We start from the raw sequence: 23,834 nt of genomic DNA, 5'->3' as shown, positions 1-23,834 counted from the left end.
ACCAGTAGTTGTGGCACTGCACACTGGCCGGATCCCGCCTCTGGAGGCCTTCATGTCACACCGTCCGTCCCCGGGCCGGCGCAGCGTTCTGCGCGGCTCGCTCGCCGCTTCGGCGGCGCTCACCCTGCCCACGGCACTCGGCTCGGCACCGGCGTTCGCCCTGTCGGGGCGTCCCAAGGCGGGCTGGGGCGTCCAGACGGGCGACGTGACCTGCGACTCGGGGCTGGTGTGGGTGCGGTCCGACCGTCCGGCCCGGATGATCGTCGAGACGTCCGCGACCGAGTCGTTCCGCACACCGCACAGATGGCACGGCCCGCTGCTCGGCGCGGACACGGACTTCACCGGCACGACCCGGCTGCGCGGACTGCCGTCCGGCGAGCAGATCCACTACCGCGTGCTGCTCGCCGACCCGGACGACCCGCGCCGCACCGGTGAGCCGGTCTCCGGCACGTTCCGTACGGCCTCCGCGCGGCGGCGCGACGGGGTGCGCTTCGTGTGGTCGGGCGACCTCGCAGGGCAGGGCTGGGGCATCAACCCGGAGTTCGGCGGCTACCGGATCTACAACGCGATGGCGGCGCTGGACCCGGACTTCTTCCTCTGCAGCGGCGACAACATCTACGCCGACGGCCCGATCACGGCGTCGGTCGCGCTGCCCGACGGCAGCACTTGGCGGAACATCACCACCGAGGAGAAGTCCAAGGTCGCCGAGACCCTGGCCGAGTTCCGCGGCAACTTCCGCTACAACCTGCTCGACGACAACCTCAAGCGCTTCAACGCGCAGGTTCCGTCGATCATCCAGTGGGACGACCACGAGGTCACCAACAACTGGTACCCCGGCGAGATCCTCGCCGACTCCCGCTACACCGAGAAGAACGTCGACGTCCTGGCCACACGCGCCCGGCAGGCGTTCTCGGAGTACTTCCCCATCTCCACCCTGCGCCGCCCCGACGGCCGCGTGTACCGGGTGGTCAACCACGGTCCGCTGCTGGACGTGTTCGTGCTGGACATGCGCACCTACCGCAACGCCAACTCGACGGACGACCAGGCCACCGACGCGCAGGGCATCCTCGGCGCCGAGCAGCTGAGGTGGCTCAAGCGCGAGCTGTCCCGCTCGCGGGCGGTGTGGAAGGTCATCGCCTCCGACATGCCGCTGGGCCTGGTGGTACCGGACACCGGCGACGGCAAGCCGAACGTCGAAGCCGTGGCGCAGGGCGACCCGGGAGCTCCGCTCGGGCGGGAGCTGCAGATCGCCGAGCTGCTGCGCTTCATCAAGCACCGCAGGATCACCGGCACCGTGTGGCTGACCGCCGACGTGCACTACACGTCGGCCCAGCACTACCAGCCGTCGCGGGCCGCGTTCACCGACTTCGAGCCCTTCTGGGAGTTCGTCTCCGGCCCGCTCAACGCGGGCGCGTTCCCGGCGAACACCCTGGACAACACCTTCGGTCCGGACCGGGTGTTCATCAAGGCGCCGACGACCGCGAACGTCTCGCCCGCCGGCGGCTACCAGTTCTTCGGCGAGGTCGACATCGACGGCGGCAGCGGCGAACTGACGGTGCGGCTGCGCGAGTCCGACGGCACCGTGCTGTTCACACAGGTCCTGCAGCCGGGCCGGGTCGGTCAGTAACTCCCGTGGCCGGGAGGCCTTAGCCTGGAATCCGTGCCGCGCACCGGCGTCATCCCCCGGGGCGCGGCACGGTCGTACTCCCCACCCCAGACGCTGTTTTCGCAGGTCAGGGTCGATTGTCAGTGGTCGCCTCTACGGTTTTTCCATGACGCGATCTTTGCAGGCCGTGGCCTATTGCCAACCCTCCGTGCTGGAGTCCGCCGCGGACGGACAGCGCCTGGGGCTCGAGACCTCACGGGGTGCGACGCCCTCGGGCGTGGAGGACCATCCGCGGTTCTTCGCAGGCTTCCTGACGTCTCCTCAGGTGGCCTCCGCCGGGCTGCTCGCGGTGGCCGACGTGGCGGCGGCGCGGTACTACCAGCGGCAGTTGCGCGCCTCTCTCGACCCGGTGGTGACGGGGAACGGCGACCGGCTGCGCTTCGAGTCCTTCTCCGGCTGCTGCGGGGTGTACGCCCGCCTGGACGTGCTGGAGTCGGGCCTGGACGGCGGCGAGGTGGGACACGGCACGACGAACGTCGATGTCAACAACCCCCTGCGCGAGGCCCTGTCGAGGATCGGCGCGGACGATCCGCTCCATCTGCGGGTCGGTCCGCAGGAGTTGGCCGTGACCACGCTGGACGGCCCGGTCGTGGAGAAGAAGGTGCCGCTCCCCGACCGCTGGCTGCGGGGCTTCGCAGAGGCGCAGGTGATAGCGGCCGGCTTCGACCTGCGGGCCGAGCTGCCGGCTGCGGAGGCGGTGCGGTTCCTGCGGGCGCTGCCGCGCGGTGGGGCGCGGGGCGCCTCGATCGGCGCGCGCTGGGTGGTGTCTTCGGGGAGCGGGCTGCGGCCGACCACGCGCGCGGTGCCCGGTGCGGTGTGCCTGCCCGGCCCCGAGCGGCTGCTCGCGCTCCAGCGGGTGCTGAGGCATGCCACGGCCCTGCGGGTCTACGGCCCTTCGGTCACGGGCGGCGCCGCCGCGACGGCCAGTGCCTGGGAGGTGGTCCTGCCGGGCATGCGGCTGACCCTGACGCTGTCGCCCGACGCCTCGCGCGGCTTCTCCGGCGAGGGCGGTGTCCTGGACGCCCTGGCGGCGGACGAGGCCGCCGAGGACGCGGAGCTGATCGCGGTACTCCTCGCGTGGGAGCCTCGCGTCGACGTGGCCGACCTGTCCGCCGCCTCGGGGCTCACGCCCGAGCGCGTCCGGGCGGCGCTGGTCCGCCTGGGCACGTCGGGGCGGGTCGGATACGACACGGCCGAGGCGGCCTACTTCCACCGGGAGCTGCCGTACGACGCCGAGCGCGTGGAGCGCCACAACCCGCGGTTGCGTTCGGCACAGGCGCTGGTGGCGGCGGGCGCGGTCGCCCTGGACGGCGCCGTCGGGACGGTGACGGCCGAGGACGGGCATGTGCACCGGGTGCGCGACGCGGCGGGCGTGCTCAGCTGCAGCTGTCTGTGGTGGGCGAAGTACCGGGGTGGGCGCGGGCCGTGCAAGCACGCGCTGGCGGTGCGGATGGTGCGGCGGCGGGGCATCGCCGCTGCGGAGCGGGACATGGCACGAGTCGACGGGGGTGCGCGATGAGTTCGCTGATGGAAGCGGTCCGGGCCGGGCGGACGGCCGAGGTGGTGAGCCTGCTGGACGGGATGACGGCTGCCGAACGACGGGCGGTCTTCCCGGAGTTGAAGGCGCTGCGCAAGGAGCTGAGGGCGGATCAGTGGACCGCGCAGGCCCGCAGCGCCTATCCCACCCTGCATGCGGCGGGGACCGCCTGCCAGACCGGTGCGGCCGGCGTGGCGAGTTGGCTGGCGGCCTCCGACATGCGCTGGTGGCCCGCTCCGCCCGGGGTGCTGATCGACCTCCTGGGCGACCGGTCCCCCGGCTGGCTCGGCGACGTGGCGCACCGGCTGGCCGAGCGGCCGACCAGCTCGCGTGTGCCGTACGAACTGATGGCGGGACTGGTACGGCTCTCCGGCTGCCCGGTGCCGACCACGGAGGCCTATGCCCACGGGTGGGTGGAGCACATCGGCCATGTGTGGCAGCGCGGTGACACGATCCTGGACCGGCTGCGCAAGGACCCGCACCTCGCGCACCTCGCGGCCGCGCTCTTCGAGACGACCGACATCGGCAGCCGTCTGGCATGGACTGCGGACGAGGGTCCGAACAGCTGGACCGAGGCGTTGGCGACGCTCACCACCGACGGCGTCCTGGACCGGAAGGCGACGGTCGACGCATGCCTGGCCCGCCTGTTGCGAGGTGGTCCGGCCGCCGACCACCGGGTGTTCCTGCGCATGCTGCGCACCCTCGCACTCACCCGGGACGAGGAGCGGGAGCACACGGCCGAGTGGCTGGCCCTGGCTTCCGAAGCCGCGTCCGTCGTGGCCGCGCACGCCCAGTCGGTGCTGGCGTCGCTGGCCCTGGACGGTGAACTGACCACCCGTCAACTGGCCGAGATGTCGGGCGCGGTCCTCTTCCGCACCGAGAAGAAGCTCGTGCGCGCCCAGCTGGTCCTGCTGGGCAAGGTTCTCGCCCGCGACGCATCCGCAGCCGATGAGCTGCTGCCCGCCGCCGCCCAGGCCTTCGGACACGAGGACTCGGACGTGCAGGAGCGGGCACTGAAGCTTGTGGAACGGCATGCGGGCAAGGTCGGTAGGGCCGAGACACGGGAGGAACTCGGCTACGCCGCCGCACAGTTGATCCCCACACTCCGGATGCGAGCCGCCCGGAGCCTGGGGGTGTCCTCCGTGGCGTCGGAGCCGGTGCCTTACGAGGAGGTGCTGCCGCCCGCACCGGAGCCCGTGCGACTCGCGCCCGCGCCCGAGTCCGCGGAGGAACTGGCCGAGGAAGTCAGCGCGTTGCTCGCGTCCGACGATGACGTGGCGGCGTTCGAGCGGGCACTCGACGGACTCGTGCGGCACGCGTACCGCGATCGGGACGTGCTGCTGGAGGCGCTCGACCCCGTCGTGGCGCGCCGCTGGTGGGACGGTCGGGAACAGGCCTACGCGTACAGCGCGGACGACTACTTCACCAGGCACCACGGCCTGATCAACGCGGCGCACGGTCTCGAACTCCTGCTGGCGACGCTGCGGGGCAAGGTGCTCACGACCACGCTCCACAAGGCCCTGCGCAGCGGGACCGTCACCAGCGACTGCGGCCACAGCCCCCTCACCCGGGCCTTCGAGGCCCGCATCTGGGAAGTGGCGTACCGCATCCGCACCGAGCCTCTGCCGTTCCTGCTGTCCACGCCCACCTGGGGCACAGGCCTGCTGGAGCCGGACGAGTTGGTGACGCGTCTCGACGAGTACCGGCAGCTCGGCGCACGGGTGTCGAAGGCCGACTTCGCGCAGGCACTGCTGCGGGTCCGACGCGGCGACCGTGCGGTGGCCGAGGCGGCCGCGGAGCGGGCGGCGGCGCTGGGCACGGCGGAAGGGACGCGTCTCGCCGGGTGGCTGACAGCCGGGGCTCCGGCCGCGCCGGCGTTCCGGCGGCAGACGTCAGGGGACCGGATACTCGTCGAATCCGGGGAGATCGCCGAGCTGCAGGGCGACTTGCCGGCCGAGTTCCGTCCGTTGGGACGGCCGGTGAGCTTCGTCCAGGATCGCCGGCACTGCTGGCACTGGGGCGACGGCATGCGCCGGCACTGGCTGGCCCTGCTGCCGGAGCAGCGCGAACTCGTGGCGGTCAGAATGCTGCGCGAGATGTCGTCGGTCGCCGTCGACGACGCCCGAGGCGACGCGGAGGTCCTGCCGCGGCTGGCCGAATCGGGCGGCGAGGCCGGTGACGCGGTGCACCTGGCCGTCGCGTACGGGCTCGGTGCGCGGCACCCGGAGGACCGGCTCGCCGCCGTGGACGCACTGCTGGTGCTGGCGGCGCGCGGGCAGCTCGACGGGGCCCGGATGGGCGCGGATCTGGGGCAGTTGATGCGACGCGGGGCCGTGAAGCCGTCGCGGCTCGTGGAGTCGGTGCGCACGGCGGCGGCCACGGGGGCGAACGCCACCATCTGGGGGATGCTCCGGCACACTCTGCCCGTCCTGCTCGCGGACCTCGCGACCGACGGAGCGACCGGGGGGAGAGCCAGTGGAGGGACCGGTGGGGCGCCTGCCACGGGGGCAACCGCGCCCCCACGAGGACTCGCGGATCTCGTGGCCGTTGCTGCGGAGTGCGCCGAGCGAACGGGGGCACGCGGGGAACTGCCGCATCTGGCGCGGACAGCGGATCGCCGTGGCTCGTCCCGGCTCGTGGCCCAGGCTCGGCGACTGCGCAGCGCGTTGACGGCCGCCTGACTCGACAAGAAAAGTAAAAAACAATACAAAAAGGTTCTTTACCGCCCGGTCACAAAGCGTTCGTGATCACGCAACACCGTTCCTTCACAGTGGGTGCATGAGTCGAGACATATCTGATGTGACGCGTGCGAAATCCGGACGTTCCGCCCACCCCTGGCGGAGGAACGTCGTCCAGGTCGCCGAACTCTTCACGGCGGGGTTCCACTCATGGTGGTCACGCCGCCACGGTCACGCGCCTCCGACGGGCGATACCGGTGCCCGGCCGCGCCCTGGCGCGCAGGCCGGGCCGTCGGAACCGTCGCCGGAGACGTCCGCGAGGGTGACCGATGAAGGCGGCCTCTGGCGGATGCGGACGACGGTGCAGGACGAACCGGGGTCGCTGGCCGTGCTGTGCACGGCCCTCGCCGGCCGGCGAGTGGACATCCTGAGCCTGCAGACACATCCGCTGGCCGACGGCACGGTGGATGAGTTCCTGCTCCGTGCGCCCGGCGGTCTCATGGCGGCCGACATCACCCGTGCGGTCTCGGAGGCCGGCGGTGCCGAGACCTGGATCGAGCGGGCCGACGCCCACGACCTGGTGGACGCGCCGACGAGGGTGCTGGGGCTTGCCACCCGTACCGCGCTCGACGCCGCAGAACTACCGCTGGCACTGCGTCAGTTGCTCGGCCGGTGCACCATTCGCTCGCTGCCCGCAGTGCCCGCCGTGGGCGGAAGGGGCCCCGAACCGGTCCCGGTGGAGGGCGCGCTCGAGGACACCGTGATGCGGCTGCGGGCGCCGGAAGGCGGAGTGATCACCGTGGAGCGGCCTTATCTGCCGTTCACGCCGACCGAGTTCGCGCGGGCGCGGGCCCTCGTGGAGCTGGACGCCCGGCTCGGCTCGCGCGTGCCGCGCAGCCAGGACGTGCTGACGCTGCCCGAGGGCAATGACATCACGGTGCGCCGAGCGGACACCGGTGACGTTCGGGCCGCCAAGGAGATGCACGAGCGGTGCTCGACGCGGACGCTCGGGATGCGGTACCACGGGCCGGTCGGCGACGCGGACCGCTATCTGAACCACCTGCTCAGCCCCCGCTTCGGCCGCACGATCGCCGTGCAGACCGCGTCGGGCCGCATCGTCGGGCTCGGCCACCTGCTGTGGGACGGCGACGAGACGGAGGTCGCGCTGCTCGTCGAGGACGCCTGGCAGCGGCGCGGCATTGGCAGCGAGTTGCTGCGCAGGCTGGTGGGGATGGCGGTCGAGGCGGGCTGCGAGAGCGTGTACGCCGTGACGCAGTCGTCCAACACCGGCATGGTCGCCGCGATGCGCGCCCTGGGTCTCCCCCTCGACTATCAGATCGAGGAGGGGACCCTGGTGATCACGGCCCGCCTGGCCGCGCCGGATGCCGAGCCGGAGGGCGCCGTGGGGGTTACGGGGCGACTGTCGAGTGCGGGTGAGCTGGGGAGGGTCGAAGCGCCGTAGAGGCCATGGGCCGTTTGACGGCCGCGGGTGCGCTGTGGCTGGGCGTGCCCTGCGGTCGGGCCGCATGTCGTGCCGAACCCGCGCCCTTGTCGGGGCGCGTCGGCGTTCCCAGCGCTGCGTCGAGATCCGCCCACAGGTCGTCGACGTCTTCGAGCCCCACCGACATCCGCAGCAGTCGGTCGCTCACCCCGGCGTCGCGTCGGTCGTCCGCGTCGACGATGCGGTGGCTGATGGACGCCGGGTGCTGGATGAGGGTGTCGACGCTGCCGAGGCTCACGGCGGGGGTGATCAGGCGGACGTCGGCGATGACCTCGTGCGGGTCGCCGTGGACCTCGAAGGCGATCATGGCGCCGCCAATGCGCGGATAGTGGACGCGGGAGACGCGCGGGTCGTCGGCGAGGCGGCGGGCGAGTTCGGCTGCGCTCGCCGAGGCGGCCCGTACTCGCACAGGGAGGGTCGACAGGCCCCGCAGCAGCAGATAGCCGGCCAGCGGATGCAGGACACCGCCCGTGGCGAAACGTATCTGCCGCAGCCGCCCGGCGAACTCCTCGTCACAGGCCACCACGCCCGCCATCACGTCCCCGTGCCCGCCGAGGTACTTGGTGGCGCTGTGCAGCACGAGCCGCGCGCCCTGTTCCGCCGGGCGCTGGAGCACCGGGGTGGCAAAGGTGTTGTCCGCGAGCAGCGGAACGGAGCCGCAGGCGTGGGCCACCGCCCGCAGGTCCACCTCGGCGAGCGTGGGGTTCGCCGGGGACTCGACCATCACCAGGCCGGTGTCCGGACGCAGCGCCTCCGCGATGCCGGCCGGGTCGGTCCAGGTCACCTCCGAGCCCAGCACTCCGGCGGTGAGCAGATGGTCGCTGCAGCCGTACAGGGGGCGTACGGCAACGACGTGGCGCAGGCCCATCGAGGCGCGTACGAGCAGGACGGCGCTCAGTGCCGCCATCCCGCTGGCGAAGGCGACCGACGCCTCGGTGCCCTCCAGCCGGGCCAGGGCGGTCTCGAAGCGGGCGACGGTCGGGTTGCCCAGGCGGCCGTAGACGGGTGGGCCGTCCGGCTCGGCTCCGGTGGTGGCGAAGGCGTCGATGCGGGCGGCCTCGCCGCGGCTGTCGTAGGACGGGTAGGTGGTGGACAGGTCGATCGGCGGAGCGTGCAGGCCCTGCCGTGCGAGGTCGTCGCGGCCGGCGTGGACGGCCTCGGTGGCGAGTGCTCTCGGTGCGGTGCGTACGTCGTCGTACCCGTGCATAAGGTCGTATGCCTCCCTGCTCGCGGGGTCCATGGGCATCCATGGGCTGAAGGCGGAACAGCGGAAGACTGAACAGTGGACGGGGTTCAGCGGTGGAGGACCGTGTTACGTTCGGCCAATGGCCGAATCTGTCGTTCTGGATCCGGTCGATCTGCATCTGCTGCGGCTCCTGCAGAACGACGCCCGGACCACCTACCGTGATCTCGCCACGCAGGTCGGGGTCGCGCCGTCGACGTGTCTGGACCGGGTGACGCGACTGCGGCGTTCGGGCGTGATCCTCGGCCATCAGCTCCGGCTGGACCCGGCCAAGCTGGGCCGTGGGCTTCAGGCGCTGCTGTCCGTGCAGGTCAGGCCGCATCGGCGGGAGTTGGTGGGACCGTTCGTGGAGCGGATCCGGGCGATGCCGGAGTCGCTGACCGTCTTCCATCTGACCGGGCCGGACGACTATCTGGTCCACGTCGCGGTCGCGGACATGGCGGATCTGCAGCGGCTGGTGCTGGACGAGTTCACCTCCCGGCGCGAAGTGGCGAGGGTGGAGACCCGGTTGATCTTCCAGCAGTGGGACTGCGGGCCGCTTCTGCCACACGACGCGCCGGAGAACACGCCCTCAGCGAAATCGGGCTGATGTGGGACAAGCGCCGGTGAAACCGGGCTGACGCGGCGCCGGTCGCCGTATGAGGATGGACCGCATGTCTGAGACCAACAGCCCGCTGCCCCGTGAGGTCGCCGACGCGTATGTCGACGAGCTCATCGCCCTCGACCCGGTGACCGGTACGTACCTCGGCGTGAAGGAGAGTTCGAGCAAGCTTCCCGACCTCTCGCCCGCGGGCCAGGAGGCGCTCGCGGACCTCTCGCGGGCCACGCTCGCCCGGCTCGACGAGGCCGAGCGGCAGCCCGGCGCGGACAGTGACATCGAGCGCCGGTGCGCGCGCCTGCTGCGCGAGCGTCTCACCGCGGAACTCGCCGTGCACGAGACCGACGAAGGCCTGCGCGCGGTCGGCAACATGGCCACGCCCGCGCATTCGGTGCGCGAGATCTTCACCGTCACCCCGAACCAGACCGACGAGGACTGGGCCGCGATCGCCGAGCGGCTGCGCGCGGTGCCGGTCGCGTACGCGGGCTACCGCGAGTCCCTGGCGCTGGGCCTGGAGCGCAAGCTGTACGCGGCCCCGCGTCCCACCGCCACGTTCGTGGAGCAGCTCACCGAGTGGTCCGACACGGGTGAAGGGCATGGCTGGTTCGAGGACTTCGTGTCCGCCGGGCCCGATGCGCTGCGCGCGGAGCTGGACGAGGCCGCCCGCGGGGCCACGGCCGCCGTGGTGGAGCTGCGGGACTGGATGCGCAACGTGTACGCGCCGGCGATCGAGAGCGCCCCGAACACGGTCGGCCGCGAGCGCTACGCCCGCTGGGCGCGCTACTTCAACGGCACGGACCTCGACCTGGACGAGGCGTACGCGTACGGCTGGTCCGAGTACCACCGTCTGCTCGGCGAGATGAAGAAAGAAGCGGAGAAGATCCTTCCCGGCGCCGCGACCCCATGGGTGGCGCTGGCGCACCTCGACGAGCACGGCCACCACATCGAGGGCGTCGACGAGGTCCGCGACTGGCTCCAGGGCCTGATGGACGAGGCGATCGAGAAGCTCGACGGCACGCACTTCGAACTCGCCGAGCCGGTACGCAAGGTGGAGTCCTGCATCGCCCCGCCCGGCGGCGCGGCGGCGCCCTACTACACGGCCCCCTCCGAGGACTTCTCACGGCCGGGCCGCACCTGGCTGCCGACGATGGGGCAGACCCGCTTCCCGGTCTACGACCTGGTCTCGACCTGGTACCACGAGGGCGTGCCGGGCCATCACCTCCAGCTCGCGCAGTGGACGTACGTCGCCGGCAACCTCTCCCGCTACCAGGCCACCATCGGCGGGGTCAGCGCCAACGCCGAGGGCTGGGCGCTGTACGCGGAGCGGCTCATGGACGAGCTCGGCTTCCTCACGGACCCGGAGCACCGGCTCGGCTACCTCGACGCGCAGATGATGCGGGCCGCCCGGGTCATCGTCGACATCGGCATGCACCTGGAGCTGGAGATCCCGGCCGACTCCCCGTTCCACCCGGGTGAGCGCTGGACTCCGGAGCTCGCCCAGGAGTTCTTCGGCGCGCACAGCAGCCGTCCGGCGGACTTCGTGGAGAGCGAGCTGACCCGCTATCTGACGATTCCGGGCCAGGCCATCGGCTACAAGCTCGGCGAGCGGGCGTGGCTGCTGGGCCGCGAGAAGGCACGCGAGCGGCACGGCGACGCCTTCGACCTCAAGGCGTGGCACATGGCGGCCCTGTCCCAGGGCTCCCTGGGCCTGGACGACCTGGTGGACGAGCTGGCCCGGCTCTGAGGCGGACGCCGGCGCCTGCTGCGGAAGTCAACCTCCGCTGCACGCGCCGGCCTCGCCCCCTCGACGCCGGCAATGCCGCCTCAACGCCCGAATCCGCCCTCGGAGTTGATGACCTCCCCGGTGATCCAGCCCGCCTCGTCCGTCGCCAGCCAGGCGACGAGGCGGGCGGGGTCGTCGGGCATGCCCCACCGGCCGGTCGGGAAGCGGGCGGCCACGGCCTCGTACGCCTCACCGGTCAGGTAGCCCGTGTCCACGGGGCCCGGGTTGACGGTGTTCACCGTGATGCCCTGTTCGGCGAGCGTGGTCGAGAGCGAGCGGGTGATCGAGGCCAGGGCGCCCTTCTGAAGGGCGTAGGCGATCTCCCCCGGCATGCCGCCCGCGATGTCCTGCCCGGAGGTCATCATCACGACGCGGCCGCCGGGACCGGCCGGCCTCAGCCGGGCGTGGGCCTGGACGAGGAGCAGTACCGCGCGGGTGTCGACCGCCCAGTGCGTGTCGAGCATCGCGGCGTCGATCTCGTCGAGGGTGCCGTCGGAGCCGCTGACGGCGTGGTTGGCGATCAGGATGTCGAGCCTTCCGCCGAGTGCCGCCGCGGCCGTGGCGATCAGCTCGGCGGGCGCGGCCGGGTCGGACAGGTCACCGGGTCCCGCGAGGACCTGGGCCTCGGGGTCGCCGAGCGCCTCACGCACGGAGGCGACGACGTCGTCCGGGCTGTCGGCTCCCCAGGGCATCGCGGCGTCGTGCGGCACATGGTGGTGCAGATAGACGCTCGCCCCGTACGCGGCGAGCCGCCGTGCCACCGCATGGCCGATGCCGGCGCGTCTGCTGGCCCCGGTGACCAGAGCGGTCCGGCCGCGCAGGGGCAGGGGGTCGCGGCGCAGGTCTTGGGGGGTGGGGTGCGGTAGTCGGGGCATGGCAGATCATGATGGTGATCTGCCGGGTGCGGCGCACCTGGATATTCACGCAGCTACGTGGCGTCAGTGCGGCAGCCGTCGCAGTTGGACGAGCCCCAGCCAGACCTCCGGGCCTGGCTGCACCTGGGCGGCTCGGACGGCGTACGCCCCCGGCTCCAGGGCCACTCGCAGATGCTCGGTGCGTTCCGTCTCCCGTCCGGGCCAGGCGGAGTCGAACAGGACGACCGTTCCCGGCACCTTCCAGCGCACTTCGTGCCCCCAGACCGCCGTGGCGAGGGCGTCCGGGACCCGGGCCAGCAGTTCCGCTTCGGAGTCGGCCGCGCACCAGCGCACGAAGATGCCCTGGTCGGGCAGGTAGGAGGTCGAGGCGGGCTCGTCGCCGAACACCAGTGCCGCGCTGTCTCCGACAGGCAGCAGCCCGACGAAGCCGTCGATCTCGCAGGCCCGGTCGTAGTCCGAGGCCGTCTCGTCGCCGTCCGCGCCCGCCCAGAACGGCAGCACCGTCTCCGGCACCGCTATCAGCGGGCCGCCGCCCGACTCCACCCACTCCACCGCGCCCGGTTCCGCGTATCGCACCATGGCAGCAGAACCTACACGCACCGCGTTGCGCTCAGAACACCGTGCCCAACCCACGTCTCAGCAGCCGCAGTTGTCGGCACCCGCTCGCGGTGCGGTCATCGGGTCGGCCTCCCGACGCTCCCGTCCCTGCCAGGTCTCGTACTCGAAGCCCTCACGCGCCCAGTACTCGAAACCGCCCAGCATCTCCTTGACCTGGTAGCCGAGTTCGGCGAGGGCCAGCCCGGCGCGCGTGGCGCCGTTGCAGCCGGGGCCCCAGCAGTACGTCACGAGGGGTACGGACCTGTCGAGGAGCTGCTCAGCCTGCTCGGGGATCAGCGCGGTGGGGAGGTGGAGCGCGCCGGGGATGTGGCCCTGGTCCCAGGACTCGGTGGAACGGGAGTCCAGGACGACGAAGCCGGGGTCGGCGTCGGCCGCGAGCGCGGCGGCGACGTCGGACACGTCGGCATGGAAGACGAGGCTCGCACGGAAGTGGGCGGCGGCGTCGGCAGGCGTGGCGGGCGCGACGCGCAGGACAGCGTTGGGCGTAGTCGTCATGACCGGAAATCTACGGCCGGTGATCCACGCTCTGAATAGGTAATCCCCTGCCCTCCTCTTGTTCCGCCGGGGAATGCCCTGCTATTCCTCGCCCATGACCGCGTATTCCCCGGACGCCACCGACTGGCGCATCCTCGACGTCCTCCAGCGCGACGGCCGCGCCAGTTTCGCCGAGCTCGCTCGTGCCGTGTCCATGTCCGCGAGCGCGGTCACCGAGAGGGTGCGTCGGCTGGAGGAGGCGGGCGTCATCCAGGGCTACGCCGCCGTGGTGGACCCCGAGCGGCTGGGCCTGCCGATCCTGGCCTTCGTCCGCCTTCGGTACCCGAACGGCAACTACAAGCCGTTCCACGACCTGGTCGCCGCGACGCCCGAGATCCTGGAGGCCCATCACGTCACCGGCGACGACTGTTTCGTCATCAAGGTCACGGCCCGTTCGATGCGGCACCTGGAGGAGGTGTCAGGCAAGATCGGCACACTGGGCTCGGTGACGACGAGCGTCGTCTACTCGTCCCCTCTGCCCCGCCGCCCGCTCGGCCACTGACGTCATCCGACACCCCGCTGCCGCAGCACCGACCCCGATCTCCCCTTCACGACCTCCAATTGCGCATGGATCCGCCGACGCAGATCCGCGACATGGCTGACGATCCCGACGCTGCGGTCGCGCTCGCGCAGGGAGTCGAGCACGTCGAGCACCTCGTCGAGAGTCTGGTCGTCGAGGCTGCCGAAGCCCTCGTCGATGAAGAGCGTGTCCAGGCGGACCCCGCCGGCCTCGTCGGTCACGACGTCCGCGAGACCGAGAGCGAGGGCAAGAGAGGCGAAGAACGTCTCACCGCCCGACAGCGTCGCCGTGTCCCGCTCCCGCCCCGTCCAGGCGTCGACGACATGCAGCCCGAGCCCGCTGCGGCCACGGCCGGCCCGGTCGTCGGAGTGGACGAGGGTGTAGCGGCCGGACGACATGCGTTGCAGCCGTACGGTCGCGGCGGCGGCGACCTGTTCGAGGCGGGCAGCCAGGACGTACGACTCCAGGCGCATCTTGCGTTCGTTGTCCGACGAGGTTCCGGCCGTGAGTGTGGCGAGGCGGGCCACGCGGTCGTACTCCCGGCGCAGTGGGGCGAGTTGGCGCGCGGCGGCGGTCGCGCGCGTGGACAGCCGGTCGAGCTCGGTGCAGCGCCGGGCGGCGGCGTCGCGCGCGGAGGCGGCGTCGCGGGCCCGCTGGACCGCTGCGGAGGCGGTCCGCTCCGCGGACCCCACCTCGGCCGGCGGCTGCTGGGCGGCGGCAGCGGTGTCGGCCTCGGCGAGGACCGCGCGTACGGCGGACTCCTCGGACTGCCAGGCGTCCAGCCGCCGTTGGAGGTCCCGGTGGGCGGCGTCGTCGAGGAGCGCGGCGGCCGCGGCGTGCGGGGTGTCGAAGCCCGCGCGGAAGGCGGCGTCGGCCAGGCGGGCGTCCGCGTCCTTGAGGCGTTGAGCGACGTCCTCGGCGATACGCGCGGTGTCGGCGGCGTCGGTGAGCAGCTCGGCCTGCCGCTCCAGTTGGGCGGCTCGCGCGGCCACACTGGCTGCGGTGCCGCGGGCCTGGGTCAACTCCCCCTCCAGAGTGGCCCGTTCCCGGTCCAGCCGCTCGCGGTGGCCCACCCGGGACGCGACTCTGACCGCCGCCCGCTGCCGGTCGGCGGTCCGCTGCTCGTACTCCGCCTCGGCCCGGCGCAGCTCCTCGTGGGCCGGATGCAGCGCGGAGGCGTCCCGCCGGGCCTGCGCCCACAGGCGCTCCAGCTCCTCGCAGTGCGCGGCGAGTTGGTCGGTCGGCGAGTCACCGGCCTCGGCCGTGGCCGCGGCGAGCGCCTCGCGTACGACGCCCAGGTGCCGTTCCTTCTCGCTGTGCCGTTCCTCCGCCTGCTGGTAGGCGGTCAGCGCGCGCTCCTCCGCCTCCCGGTCCACGTGCCCGGCGTCCTTGCGGGCGGGGGCGGGGTGCTCGGTGGCGCCGCAGACCGCGCAGGGTTCGCCGTCCTGCAGCTGGGCGGCCAGTTCGGCGGCGATGCCGTTCAGTCGCTGTTCCTTGACGTCGAGCCAGTGCGCCTTGGCCTCGAGCACCTGTTCCTGGGCGAGCCGGGCCTGTTCGGCGGCGGCGTCGGTGTCCCCGGCGAGCTGGTCACGCATCCGCGCGGCGCCGAGCCGCTGCTGCGCGGGCTCCCGCTGTACGGCGAGCTGCTCGGCCCGGGTTGCCGCGTCCTGGGCGGTGTCGATCCGGGCCTGGAGTGCGGCGCGGCTGTCCTCCCACCCGGCGAGCCAGTCCTCGGCGTCCTGCAGCAGGCCCTCGTCGGCCCGCTCCTGACGGTCCAGCTCGTCGCGCTCGTCGACGAGTTCGGCCAGGCGCTGCTCACCGCGACGCGCCGACTCCAGTCCGCCCAGTTCCTCGGCCGCCCGGCGCGCGGCGACCGCGAGCCCTGCGGCGCCCGCCCCCGCGAAGGTCTCCGGCAGCAGTCCACGCGCGCGAGCCTCGGCCGCCGTCGCCCGTCGGTGCTCCGCCTCGGCCGCGTCACGCAGCTCCAGCGCGGGCGCCACGGCCTCCGCCTTGCGGGACCGCTCCATCCGGGCCTGCGCCTGCCGGTAGCCGTCGGCACGCTCCTCCAGCAGTGCGGCCCGCTCCCCTGCCTCGGTGAACCTCCGCTGCAGCCGGGCCACTTCGCGTACATCGGCCAGGGTGCGATCGGCGGCTGCCTGGGCGGACTCGGCGGCCAGGAGGCGGCAGTGGGCGACGGTCAGCTGCTCGCGGGCGGTGCTGCGGGCGATGGCGGCGGCACCGAGGATGGCCTCGGCAAGGCCCGGCTCGCCCGGTGCGAGGTCCGGCGGCAACTGCATGGCGTTTCCCGCCGCCTGCTGCATCCGGTGGGCGTCGGCCAGCAACGCGGAGTCGCCGTCCCGCACCTGCGCCTCGGCCGCCCGTCGGCGCTCGGCGAGGCGCTTCTCCACCTCGGCGAAACGGTGGGTGTCGAAGAGGCGGCCCAGCAGCTTGCCGCGCGCCTCGGCGTCGGCGCGCAGGAAGCGCGCGAAGTCGCCCTGGGGCAACAGCACGACCTGGCAGAACTGCTCGCGGCTCATGCCGAGCAGCTGGGTGATCTCCTCGCCGATCTCCTGGTGCGAACGGCTGAGGTCCTTCCAGCTCCCGGCCTGCGCGTCGTACTCACGCAGCCAGGTCTGCGCCTTGTCGAGTGTCGTGCCCGTGCCGCGCTTCTTCGGGCGCTCCCAGGGCGGTTGCCGGGTGACCTCCAACCGGCGGCCGGCGACGGTGAGTTCGAGCCGGACCTCCGTGCGCGTGGCGGCCGTGGCGTGGTCGCTGCGCAGGGTCATGCCCTGACCGCTCTGACGGGCACCGGGCACGGAGCCGTAGAGCGCATAGCAGACGGCGTCCAGGACGGAGGTCTTGCCGGCGCCGGTCGGTCCGTGCAGCAGGAAGAGGCCGGCCAGGGACAGCGCGTCGAAGTCGACGGCCTGCGAACCTCCGAAGGGTCCGAAGGCCGTCACGTCGAGGCGATGGAGCCTCACCGCGCCACCTCCCGCACAACCTCGTCGGCGCGCACCGCGTCGAAGGCGTCCCTCAGCACGCCCTGTTCGTGCTCGTCCGGTCCGGCCCCGCGCACGTGCGCCACGAAGTCCTCCGCGATCTCCTGATCGCTCCGGCCCGCGAGCCGCTGCGCATAGGACACTTCGGGATCGTCGGGTGCGCGCTCGGGGTCGAAGACGAGACTGAGCGTGTGCGGGAAGCACGCGGTGAGGCGGGCCATGGGGTCCGCCGGGCGCACCGCGTCCGTGAGCGTCGCCTCGACCCAGGCTTCCTCGCACCGCGTGAGCGCCGGGTCGGCGAGCAGGTCCTCCAGCGTCCCCCGGATCCGGGCCAGCGCACGCGGCACCGGGCACTCGACCCGCTCGGCGGTGACCGCTCCGTCGGCGTCCAGGTCGACGAGCCACATGCTCTTGCGGTGATCGGCCTCCGAGAAGGAGTACGGCAGCGGCGAGCCCGAGTAGCGGACGCGCTCGGTGATGGTCTGGCAGCCGTGGAGGTGGCCCAGCGCGGCATAGTCGACGCCGTCGAAGACCCCCGCGGGCACTGCGGCCACCCCGCCGACGGTGATGTCCCGCTCGCTGTCGCTGGCCTCGCCCCCGGTGACGAAGGCATGCGCGAGGACGACGGACCGCGTGCCACGCGCGCGTGCGGTGAGGTCGTCGCGCACTCGGTCCATCGCGGCGGCGAGCACTGCCTCGTGCCCGGGCCTGTCGACGCCGAACTCGTCCTTCACCAGGGCGGGTTCGAGATACGGAAGTCCGTAGAAGGCCACATCGCCGAAGTCGTCCCGCAGCACGACCGGCGTCCCGCACGCCGCCGGCTCGGTCCGCAGATGGACACCCGCGCGGCCGATCAGCCCGGCTCCCACACCGAGCCGACGCGCCGAGTCGTGATTCCCGGAGATCATCACGGTGGGCACACCGAGGTCGGCGAGCCGGTGCAGGGCGTCGTCGAACAGCTCGACCGCGGCCAGTGGCGGAACCGCCCGGTCGTACACGTCTCCCGACACGACCACCGCGTCCACACCACGCTCACGCACGGTCGCGACAAGGTGACCGATGAACTCGGCCTGGGCCCCGAGCATGTTCACCCGGTGGAACGCCCTGCCGAGATGCCAGTCGGAAGTGTGCAGCAGTCTCATGATCCCCGAGACTAACGGCCGGGTCTGACAGCACGGGCGGTTACTCCCGTATCGCCCCGTCATGACAGGGGCGCCATACGCCCGTTAAGGACATTTCACCCAGCGCGCCCTGCCCACCGTGCAGCACGCCGCGCCACCCGACCCCTCACCCGGCCCCTCACGCGTCCCCGTACGCCTCTCCCCCGAGCTCGAACCCCGCCGCCCCCGCCGTCGCGTCCGCGAGCCACGCCCGGAACGACTCCACGTCGGCGTCCGGCAGACCGATCTCGATCGTGACCGCCTCCCCGTACCGCACGTCACGCACCTCCCGCCCGGTCGACCTGAGGTCGTTCTCCACCTTGCCCGCGCGCTGGTGGTCGACGGTCACCGTGGCCAGCCGGAAGCGGCGGCGGGTGAGCGTGCCGAGCTCGTCCATCGCCTCTCCCACGGCGCCGCCGTAAGCCCGGATGAGCCCGCCCGCGCCGAGCTTCACGCCGCCGTAGTAGCGGGTGACGACGGCGACGACGTACCGCATGTCGCGGCGCAGCAGCATCTGGAGCATGGGGACGCCGGCGGTGCCGCCCGGTTCGCCGTCGTCGCTGGCCTTCTGGATCGCGGCGTCGGCGCCGATGACATAGGCCCAGCAGTTGTGGGTGGCGTCGGCGTGCTCCTTGCGGACGCCGGCGATGAAGTCCTGGGCCTCCTGTTCGGTGGCCGCCGGGGCGAGCGCACAGATGAAGCGTGAGCGGTTGACCTCGGTCTCGTGCACGCCCGCGTGGGCGACTGTGCGGTACTCGTCCTGCATCCGGCCAGCCTATGCCGACCTTCCGCCAACCCTCGTCCCGAGGCCCGAGGCCCGAGGCCCGAGCCGGGGGTCGGTTCACGTCGGCTTCTTGCCTCGCGCCACCATGACCCCCGTCAGCAACGCCGTGCCCGGCGTGAGAGCCCGCCAGCCGGTGCCGTGCCAGGCGAGCACGGCGATCGCCGACGTCGGGAACTTCGTACGGACCTCGGCGAGCGCGCCGTCGAGGTCGTCGCCCGCGAGGGCGAGGACGAGTTCCTCCAGGCCGGGGTTGTGCCCCACCAGCAGCAGCGTCTCGACCTCGGCGGGCACCTCGTGCACGACCGCCAGCAGGTCGGGCACGTCGGCCGCGTACAGCCGCGGGTCGTGACGCACCGGTGGCGGCGTGCCCCACTGGGAGGCCGCAAGGTCCCAGGTCGCACGCGCGCGTACGGCGGTCGAGCACAGGGCGAGATCCGGCAGACAGTCGGCCTCGGCGAGCATCCGTCCCGCAGCCGGGGCGTCGCGGAGGCCGCGTGGGCCGAGCGGGCGTTGATGGTCGGCGACGCCCTCCGGCCAGGCGGACTTGGCGTGCCGCAGGACGACCAGGCGACGCAGCGGACCCGCTCCCGTGCGCGCGCTCACGCCGAGCTTCCCAGGTCGCGCGCGAGGTCGAGGCCGAGGAGCCGGTCGGCGTAGGCGTACGTCTCGAAGCGGGCGCCGTCCGAGAGCTCCGGCGCGGTCTCCACCCAGCGCAGGACGCCCAGCACGCCGGGTACGTCGAGGTCGTCCTCCCAGGCGGTACGCAGCTCTGTGCGCACCTCGTCGGGGATGGGCCGTGACGGCCGCTGCGCCCAGCCGGCAACGGCACGGCGCCAGCGGGCGAGGGTGTCCTGGGCCTCGGCGAGCGCGGCCGCGTCGAGCCGTACGGGCACGTCTCTGCGCCGGGACAGCAGTGCGAGGCGCAGGGCGGCGGGTTCACCCTCCTGCGGCGGCGCCTCCGAGTGCACGGGCGCGACGGCGACCCGTACGCCGTCGGGTTCCGCGTCACCGCCTTCGCGCATGACGTGGATCACCTGCGCCTCGCCCAGGCCGCCCGAAGCCGCGTCCCGGCCGTCCTCGAAGGGCCGGATGCCGAGCGCCGCGGCGCCCGCCCGGAGCTCCGCCTGCTGCCGCTCCTCGTCGAGCAGCGCCCAGACCGGCGTACCGCCGAGCTCCAGGGCGCGGACGAGGAGGTCGGCGACCAGGAGCACCCGCAGGGCGGTGACGTCGAAGCCCTCCGTATGCGCCTCGATGCGGGTCAGGCCGCGGCGGGCGGGCGCGGCGTCGACGGGCTTGCCGGTTCGGGCGTCGATGATGCGCAGCACGGAGCGAGCGTAGGCGCCCGCGCGGTCGTCCGCAGTCATCCGGCCCGCTTTCCGGTCAGCGTGGCGGGCGTCCGGTCCGCCAGGAGTTCGCTGGTCATCCATGGTCGTACGGCCCATTCACGCGCGCGAGGCGTCTGTCGTACCCGGGCATCGCCACCCCCTGCCGTGCGGACTGCCCGAACCGTACTGCGCACCTGCCCGCCCGGACAGGAGTTCGGGCCAGGGTTCCCAGGATCCGCGGCGTGTCGGGGAATCCTCGTGGGCCGTCGGCCGTTGTGGGTCATGAGAACAGCTGGACGGCAGTGGCACGAATCACCGGTACGTACGAAGCACAGGGAGGCCCACGGTGTACGGCGACGAGGCAGCGGTCCGCAGGATCCTCACCGAACTGGGCGACACCTGGGCCGTCGTGGGCCTGTCGTCGAACGAGCGGCGGGCGGCGTACGGGGTGGCCGATGTGCTGCAGCGCTACGGCAAGCGCATCGTGCCCGTTCATCCCAAGGCCGAGACGGTCCATGGCGAGCGCGGCTATGCCTCCTTGGCGGACATCCCCTTCGACGTGGACGTGGTCGACGTCTTCGTGAACAGCGACCTCGCCGGCCCGATCGCCGACGACGCGGTGGCCAAGGGCGCGAAGGCGGTCTGGTTCCAGCTGGGCGTCATCGACGAGGCGGCGTACGAGCGCACGCGCGCGGCGGGACTGGAGATGGTCATGGATCGCTGCCCGGCGATCGAGATACCGCGCCTCGGCCGGCCCCACAACTGAAGCGCCGCCGCCTCGGCCGTCCTCACCACTGAGTCGCCGCCGCGCCGAGTTGCCGTCCCACTGCGCCGCCACTGCACCGAGCCGCCTCCGGGACCCTCCCCTGGCCATGACGCCCACCCCATAATGCTCGGGTGACTTCCACCTCCCCCCACCCCAACTCCAGCGCGACGCAGCGCTTTCCGGTCGTCATCGTGGGCGCCGGCCCGGCCGGCCTCACCCTCGGGAACATCCTGCGGGCGGCGTCCGTCGACTGTCTGGTCCTGGAGATCGAGACACGCCAGTTCATCGAGCAGCGGCCGCGGGCCGGCGTCATCGAGGAGTGGGCCGTACGCGGACTTCAGCGGCGAGGCCTCGCCGACACGCTGCTGGAGCGCGCACAGCGGCACACCGAGTGCGAGTTCCGGTTCGCCGGGGAGCGCTACCGGTTCGAGTACGCACAGCTGACGGGCGCTCATCACTGGGTCTACCCCCAGCAGTTCCTGGTGACGGACCTGGTGCGCGAGTACGCGGACGTGCGCGGCGGCGCCATACGGTTCGGCGTGCGGGACGTACAGCTGCACGACCTCGACACCGACCGCCCCTCGGTGTCGTACACCTGCCCGGAGACGGGACAGCGGGAGATCGTGCACTGCGACTTCGTCGCGGGCTGTGACGGGGCGCGCGGAGTGACGCGGGCGGCCCTGCCCGCCGACCGCGCCCACATCTCCCGCAGCGACTACGGCATCGGCTGGCTGGCGCTGCTCGCCGAGGCACCGCCGTCCTCGGACTGCGTTCTGTTCGGCATGCATCCCAGCGGCTTCGCCGGGCACATGCCGCGCAGCGCCGAGGTGACCCGCTACTACCTCGAGTGCCCGCCCGGCGACGACCCGGAGAACTGGTCGCACGACCGGGCCTGGACGGAGCTGCAGCAACGGCTCGGGGCGACCGGCGCGCCGCCGCTGACGGAGGGGCGCCTCATCGAGAAGCGTGTCCTCGACATGCACAACTACGTGGTCGAGCCCATGGTGTTCGGCCGCCTCTTCCTGGCAGGCGACGCAGCCCACCTGACCGCACCGATCGCCGCGAAGGGCATGAATCTCGCCCTGCACGACGCCTTCCTGCTCGGCGACGGACTCGTCGCCCACCTGACGAAGGGCGACAGCACCGGCCTGGACGGCTACTCGCAGGCCTGCCTGAACCGGGTGTGGGACTACCAGGAGTTCTCCCACTGGCTCTCCGAGGTCTACCACGGCACGTCCTCGGGCGACCCGTACCGCGCGGGCACCACCCTCGCCCGCCTCCGCCGCATCTTCGGCTCCCCGACGGCCGCGATGGCGTTCGCGGAGCAGTACCTGGGCAAGCACACGGACGCCTGACTACGCCGCCTCGGGACCGAGGTCGCCTTCGAGGACGGTCCGGGTGATCGGGGGACGGTCCCACAGGGCGAGGATCTCGTTGGCGAGGTCCACGATCGGGAGCGGGTGCGGGGCCCCGTCCACCTGGATGGCGGCGGCCGACAGGCTGCGCGGGACGGCCCCGGCGGCGAGCAGGGCGCGCCACTCCTGCGGGCCGAGCTTCAGGAACTCCAGCCCGGTCAGCTTGGCGATCTCCTGCGGGTCGGCGAGTGTGCCGGAGTATGCGGTGAGGGTGCGCAGGCGCGGCAGGCCGGTGAGGGGCGCGAGGCTGAACGGCTCACCGTCCCACACACCGATGCTCAGCGCTTCCAGCCCGGGGTGGGCGGCGGCCTGGATGCTGGTCAGGCTGCTGCTGTTGACCCGCACCACGGCCGGCGGCCGGTCCCCGCGAGAGTCACCGCCCGCTTCCCCGCTCTCCCCGTTCAGCACCAGATCGGTCAGCGAGTCGGCGAGCAGTTCGGCGCCGATGTTCCACTCGTGGCTGAGCATGACGATCTGCCCGAGGTGCCCGCGCGGACCGGGTGTCAGGTCGACCGCGATACGGTCGCCGCCGCCGTTGTCGCCGAAGACGATCCAGCCGGGTGAGCCGACCAGTTGCTGCACTGCGGCGTCGGGCGGGGTGACGACCGCCTCCATCGCCGCGAACTCCCAGCGGCACGGGCGGGAGGAGGCGTCGGCGACGAACAGGTCATCCAGCGCGAGGAGTTCGCAGCCGACTGCGTCGTAGACGACTTCCGCCGTCTCGTAGTCGCCCCAGTCCGCCCACCGCGCCCGCGTCACCCGGTAGAGCGCCTTGAGTTCGTCGGGCAGCGTGACGCCGAGGCGTGCTTCCGCGGCGGCGATCTCCGCCTCGGTGGCGCCGATGGCGTCGGGGAGCCGCTCGCGCAGGGTCCGTTCCAGCTGCGCCGGGTCCGCTGACGGCGCCGGTACCGCGCCGGGCATCGGATCGGGCAGGCGGCGCCACGGCTCGGCCACGGCGTCCTCGACCAGGAGGAGCGAGCCCGGGTACGGACCGGCGATACCGGGATCCGCGGCGGGACCACAACTGATCAGATGGAGCACGGTCCGACCCGCCGGCGAGATCTCGGCCACGAAGGCGATGTCGTGGGTGTCGGCCTCCAGGAGAGCGTTGCGCACCACCTCGACCGCGTCCCACTCGTCCTGCATGTCCTCGACCTGGGCGGCTCGTCCCGGCTCCGGTGACCGGCGCCGCACGGGCACGCTCCATCCGTACACACCGATCTGGCCGGCCACATAGCCGCCCGGAGCGGCCAAGCGCTCCTCGTTGCTCGCCCGCACGACCCGCAGGATGGGTTCCCAGGTCGCAAAGTCATGTATCGAGGGCAAGGGTGGCCTCCGGTCGTTCCGTCGGTCGTGACGGAGCCGATTATCGCCGGGACCGGCCGTTCGTCCGCCGGGCGGGGCGACCGGCTTCAGTCGTGCAGCGGCCGGTCGCTGAGCCGGTGGTCCGCCACGTTGAGCGCCTCGTCGAGGAGGCGGCGCAGATGACCGTCGCCGAGCGAGTAGATCACCCGGCGGCCTTCCTTGCGCGTGTTCACCAGACCGGCGAGACGCAGCCGCGCCAGATGCTGGCTGACGGCGGGCCGGGCCGCGCCGCAGGCCTCGGTGAGGGTCGTGACATCGGCCTCGCCGGAAGTCAGTGCGTGCAGCAGCGTGAGGCGGGTGCGGTCGCCGAGCAGGGCGAGGAGTTCGGCGGCGAGTGCGAACTGTTCCTCGCCCGGGATGCGCGGGTGCGCATCGTGCGCAGTTGACAGGTGCATGCGTGCGCTCATACGCACATAATGGCCTCGTGGACGGCCCGCGTCCACACCCGCGCAACAGACCTCCACACA

General features: G+C 72.5%; 20 protein-coding genes. 9 read left to right on the top strand and 11 right to left on the bottom strand.

Annotated features, from left to right (window positions below; translation table 11 throughout):
- Window positions 1-52 precede the first annotated feature (52 nt).
- The 4 genes from OHT51_RS36075 to OHT51_RS36060 all read left to right on the top strand — a co-directional run bounded on the left by OHT51_RS36075 (window position 53) and on the right by OHT51_RS36060 (window position 7,343).
- Window positions 53-1,627 carry an alkaline phosphatase D family protein gene (locus OHT51_RS36075; RefSeq protein ID WP_328883085.1) on the top strand — a complete coding sequence of 525 codons (1,575 nt, stop codon included), beginning with the start codon at window positions 53-55 and terminating at the stop codon, window positions 1,625-1,627.
- Between the two features lie 145 nt (window positions 1,628-1,772).
- Window positions 1,773-3,185 carry an SWIM zinc finger family protein gene (locus OHT51_RS36070; protein WP_328883084.1) on the top strand — a complete coding sequence of 471 codons (1,413 nt, stop codon included), beginning with the start codon at window positions 1,773-1,775 and terminating at the stop codon, window positions 3,183-3,185.
- The gene (locus OHT51_RS36065) at window positions 3,182-5,884 is read left to right on the top strand and encodes a DUF6493 family protein (RefSeq protein WP_328883083.1); all 2,703 of its coding nucleotides are present in this window, start codon (window positions 3,182-3,184) and stop codon (window positions 5,882-5,884) included. Before OHT51_RS36070 ends, OHT51_RS36065 begins: the two co-directional genes overlap by 4 nt.
- A gap of 97 nt (window positions 5,885-5,981) precedes the next feature.
- Complete coding sequence (locus OHT51_RS36060) at window positions 5,982-7,343, top strand: GNAT family N-acetyltransferase (protein ID WP_328883082.1); 1,362 nt, start codon at window positions 5,982-5,984, stop codon at window positions 7,341-7,343.
- Here OHT51_RS36060 and OHT51_RS36055 read toward each other — a convergent pair.
- Window positions 7,291-8,589 (bottom strand): trans-sulfuration enzyme family protein, encoded by a 1,299-nt coding sequence (locus OHT51_RS36055; RefSeq protein ID WP_328884555.1) that lies wholly within the window; start codon window positions 8,587-8,589, stop codon window positions 7,291-7,293. The two genes, OHT51_RS36060 and OHT51_RS36055, sit on opposite strands and share 53 nt — an antisense overlap.
- 118 nt (window positions 8,590-8,707) lie before the next feature.
- On the opposite strand from OHT51_RS36055, the gene OHT51_RS36050 reads away from it, so the two are divergent.
- Together OHT51_RS36050 and OHT51_RS36045 are read left to right on the top strand one after the other, a co-directional pair.
- Window positions 8,708-9,214 carry an Lrp/AsnC family transcriptional regulator gene (locus OHT51_RS36050; protein ID WP_328883081.1) on the top strand — a complete coding sequence of 169 codons (507 nt, stop codon included), beginning with the start codon at window positions 8,708-8,710 and terminating at the stop codon, window positions 9,212-9,214.
- A gap of 64 nt (window positions 9,215-9,278) precedes the next feature.
- Window positions 9,279-10,967 carry a DUF885 domain-containing protein gene (locus OHT51_RS36045; RefSeq protein WP_328883080.1) on the top strand — a complete coding sequence of 563 codons (1,689 nt, stop codon included), beginning with the start codon at window positions 9,279-9,281 and terminating at the stop codon, window positions 10,965-10,967.
- Window positions 10,968-11,047: 80 nt separating this feature from the next.
- On the opposite strand, the gene OHT51_RS36040 is transcribed toward OHT51_RS36045, so the two are convergent.
- From OHT51_RS36040 to OHT51_RS36030, 3 genes are all read right to left on the bottom strand, one after another.
- Entirely contained in the window at window positions 11,048-11,881 is an 834-nt protein-coding gene (locus OHT51_RS36040; protein WP_328883079.1) for an SDR family oxidoreductase, read from the bottom strand.
- A 63-nt stretch (window positions 11,882-11,944) separates the two neighbouring features.
- Window positions 11,945-12,460: an immunity 21 family protein gene (locus OHT51_RS36035; protein ID WP_328883078.1), complete on the bottom strand. Its 516-nt coding sequence runs from the start codon at window positions 12,458-12,460 to the stop codon at window positions 11,945-11,947.
- A 57-nt stretch (window positions 12,461-12,517) separates the two neighbouring features.
- Window positions 12,518-12,994: a rhodanese-like domain-containing protein gene (locus OHT51_RS36030; RefSeq protein ID WP_328883077.1), complete on the bottom strand. Its 477-nt coding sequence runs from the start codon at window positions 12,992-12,994 to the stop codon at window positions 12,518-12,520.
- Window positions 12,995-13,088: 94 nt separating this feature from the next.
- Between OHT51_RS36030 and OHT51_RS36025 the strand changes: the two genes are divergently transcribed.
- The gene (locus OHT51_RS36025; protein ID WP_328883076.1) at window positions 13,089-13,535 is read left to right on the top strand and encodes an Lrp/AsnC family transcriptional regulator; all 447 of its coding nucleotides are present in this window, start codon (window positions 13,089-13,091) and stop codon (window positions 13,533-13,535) included.
- Between the two features lie 2 nt (window positions 13,536-13,537).
- Here OHT51_RS36025 and OHT51_RS36020 read toward each other — a convergent pair whose 3' ends face one another.
- The 5 genes from OHT51_RS36020 to OHT51_RS36000 form a co-directional block, all read right to left on the bottom strand.
- Window positions 13,538-16,534 carry an SMC family ATPase gene (locus OHT51_RS36020; protein ID WP_328883075.1) on the bottom strand — a complete coding sequence of 999 codons (2,997 nt, stop codon included), beginning with the start codon at window positions 16,532-16,534 and terminating at the stop codon, window positions 13,538-13,540.
- A complete protein-coding gene (locus OHT51_RS36015; RefSeq protein ID WP_328883074.1) occupies window positions 16,531-17,694 on the bottom strand; it encodes an exonuclease SbcCD subunit D in 1,164 nt (387 codons plus the stop codon). The genes OHT51_RS36020 and OHT51_RS36015 overlap by 4 nt, the downstream gene beginning before the upstream one ends.
- Before the next feature lie 157 nt (window positions 17,695-17,851).
- Entirely contained in the window at window positions 17,852-18,478 is a 627-nt protein-coding gene (locus OHT51_RS36010) for a YigZ family protein (RefSeq protein WP_328883073.1), read from the bottom strand.
- Window positions 18,479-18,553: 75 nt separating this feature from the next.
- Window positions 18,554-19,099, bottom strand: coding sequence for a SixA phosphatase family protein (locus OHT51_RS36005; RefSeq protein WP_328883072.1), 546 nt, complete (start codon window positions 19,097-19,099; stop codon window positions 18,554-18,556).
- Window positions 19,096-19,860, bottom strand: a complete 765-nt coding sequence (locus OHT51_RS36000; protein WP_328883071.1) for a hypothetical protein — start codon at window positions 19,858-19,860, stop codon at window positions 19,096-19,098. Before OHT51_RS36000 ends, OHT51_RS36005 begins: the two co-directional genes overlap by 4 nt.
- 307 nt (window positions 19,861-20,167) lie before the next feature.
- Here OHT51_RS36000 and OHT51_RS35995 point away from each other — a divergent pair, with 307 nt between their 5' ends.
- Both OHT51_RS35995 and OHT51_RS35990 read left to right on the top strand, forming a co-directional pair.
- Window positions 20,168-20,587: a CoA-binding protein gene (locus OHT51_RS35995; RefSeq protein WP_328883070.1), complete on the top strand. Its 420-nt coding sequence runs from the start codon at window positions 20,168-20,170 to the stop codon at window positions 20,585-20,587.
- 131 nt (window positions 20,588-20,718) lie between these two features.
- A complete protein-coding gene (locus OHT51_RS35990; RefSeq protein ID WP_328883069.1) occupies window positions 20,719-21,942 on the top strand; it encodes a 4-hydroxybenzoate 3-monooxygenase in 1,224 nt (407 codons plus the stop codon).
- Here OHT51_RS35990 and OHT51_RS35985 read toward each other — a convergent pair whose 3' ends face one another.
- Together OHT51_RS35985 and OHT51_RS35980 are read right to left on the bottom strand one after the other, a co-directional pair.
- On the bottom strand, window positions 21,943-23,328 hold the full coding sequence (locus tag OHT51_RS35985; protein ID WP_328883068.1) for an SMI1/KNR4 family protein: 1,386 nt from the start codon (window positions 23,326-23,328) through the stop codon (window positions 21,943-21,945).
- An 86-nt stretch (window positions 23,329-23,414) separates the two neighbouring features.
- A complete protein-coding gene (locus tag OHT51_RS35980) occupies window positions 23,415-23,774 on the bottom strand; it encodes an ArsR/SmtB family transcription factor (RefSeq protein WP_328883067.1) in 360 nt (119 codons plus the stop codon).
- Window positions 23,775-23,834 lie beyond the last annotated feature (60 nt).

Source organism: Streptomyces sp. NBC_00299 (assembly GCF_036173045.1).
Classification (GTDB): Bacteria; Actinomycetota; Actinomycetes; order Streptomycetales; family Streptomycetaceae; genus Streptomyces; species Streptomyces machairae.
This window is presented reverse-complemented; position numbering and strand designations above follow the sequence as displayed.

Excerpts from the sequence above, each read along its gene's own strand:
- OHT51_RS36075 (WP_328883085.1), top strand. The coding sequence starts at position 53 with ATGTCACACCGTCCGTCCCCGGGCCGGCGCAGCGTTCTGCGCGGCTCG.
- OHT51_RS36065 (WP_328883083.1), top strand. The coding sequence starts at position 3,182 with ATGAGTTCGCTGATGGAAGCGGTCCGGGCCGGGCGGACGGCCGAGGTG.
- OHT51_RS36030 (WP_328883077.1), bottom strand. The coding sequence starts at position 12,994 with ATGACGACTACGCCCAACGCTGTCCTGCGCGTCGCGCCCGCCACGCCT.
- OHT51_RS35980 (WP_328883067.1), bottom strand. The coding sequence starts at position 23,774 with ATGAGCGCACGCATGCACCTGTCAACTGCGCACGATGCGCACCCGCGC.
- OHT51_RS36070 (WP_328883084.1), top strand. The coding sequence starts at position 1,773 with ATGACGCGATCTTTGCAGGCCGTGGCCTATTGCCAACCCTCCGTGCTG.
- OHT51_RS36040 (WP_328883079.1), bottom strand. The coding sequence starts at position 11,881 with ATGCCCCGACTACCGCACCCCACCCCCCAAGACCTGCGCCGCGACCCC.
- OHT51_RS36055 (WP_328884555.1), bottom strand. The coding sequence starts at position 8,589 with ATGCACGGGTACGACGACGTACGCACCGCACCGAGAGCACTCGCCACC.
- OHT51_RS36000 (WP_328883071.1), bottom strand. The coding sequence starts at position 19,860 with ATGACTGCGGACGACCGCGCGGGCGCCTACGCTCGCTCCGTGCTGCGC.
- OHT51_RS36025 (WP_328883076.1), top strand. The coding sequence starts at position 13,089 with ATGACCGCGTATTCCCCGGACGCCACCGACTGGCGCATCCTCGACGTC.
- OHT51_RS36035 (WP_328883078.1), bottom strand. The coding sequence starts at position 12,460 with ATGGTGCGATACGCGGAACCGGGCGCGGTGGAGTGGGTGGAGTCGGGC.
- OHT51_RS36015 (WP_328883074.1), bottom strand. The coding sequence starts at position 17,694 with ATGAGACTGCTGCACACTTCCGACTGGCATCTCGGCAGGGCGTTCCAC.
- OHT51_RS36060 (WP_328883082.1), top strand. The coding sequence starts at position 5,982 with ATGAGTCGAGACATATCTGATGTGACGCGTGCGAAATCCGGACGTTCC.
- OHT51_RS36010 (WP_328883073.1), bottom strand. The coding sequence starts at position 18,478 with ATGCAGGACGAGTACCGCACAGTCGCCCACGCGGGCGTGCACGAGACC.
- OHT51_RS36045 (WP_328883080.1), top strand. The coding sequence starts at position 9,279 with ATGTCTGAGACCAACAGCCCGCTGCCCCGTGAGGTCGCCGACGCGTAT.
- OHT51_RS36050 (WP_328883081.1), top strand. The coding sequence starts at position 8,708 with ATGGCCGAATCTGTCGTTCTGGATCCGGTCGATCTGCATCTGCTGCGG.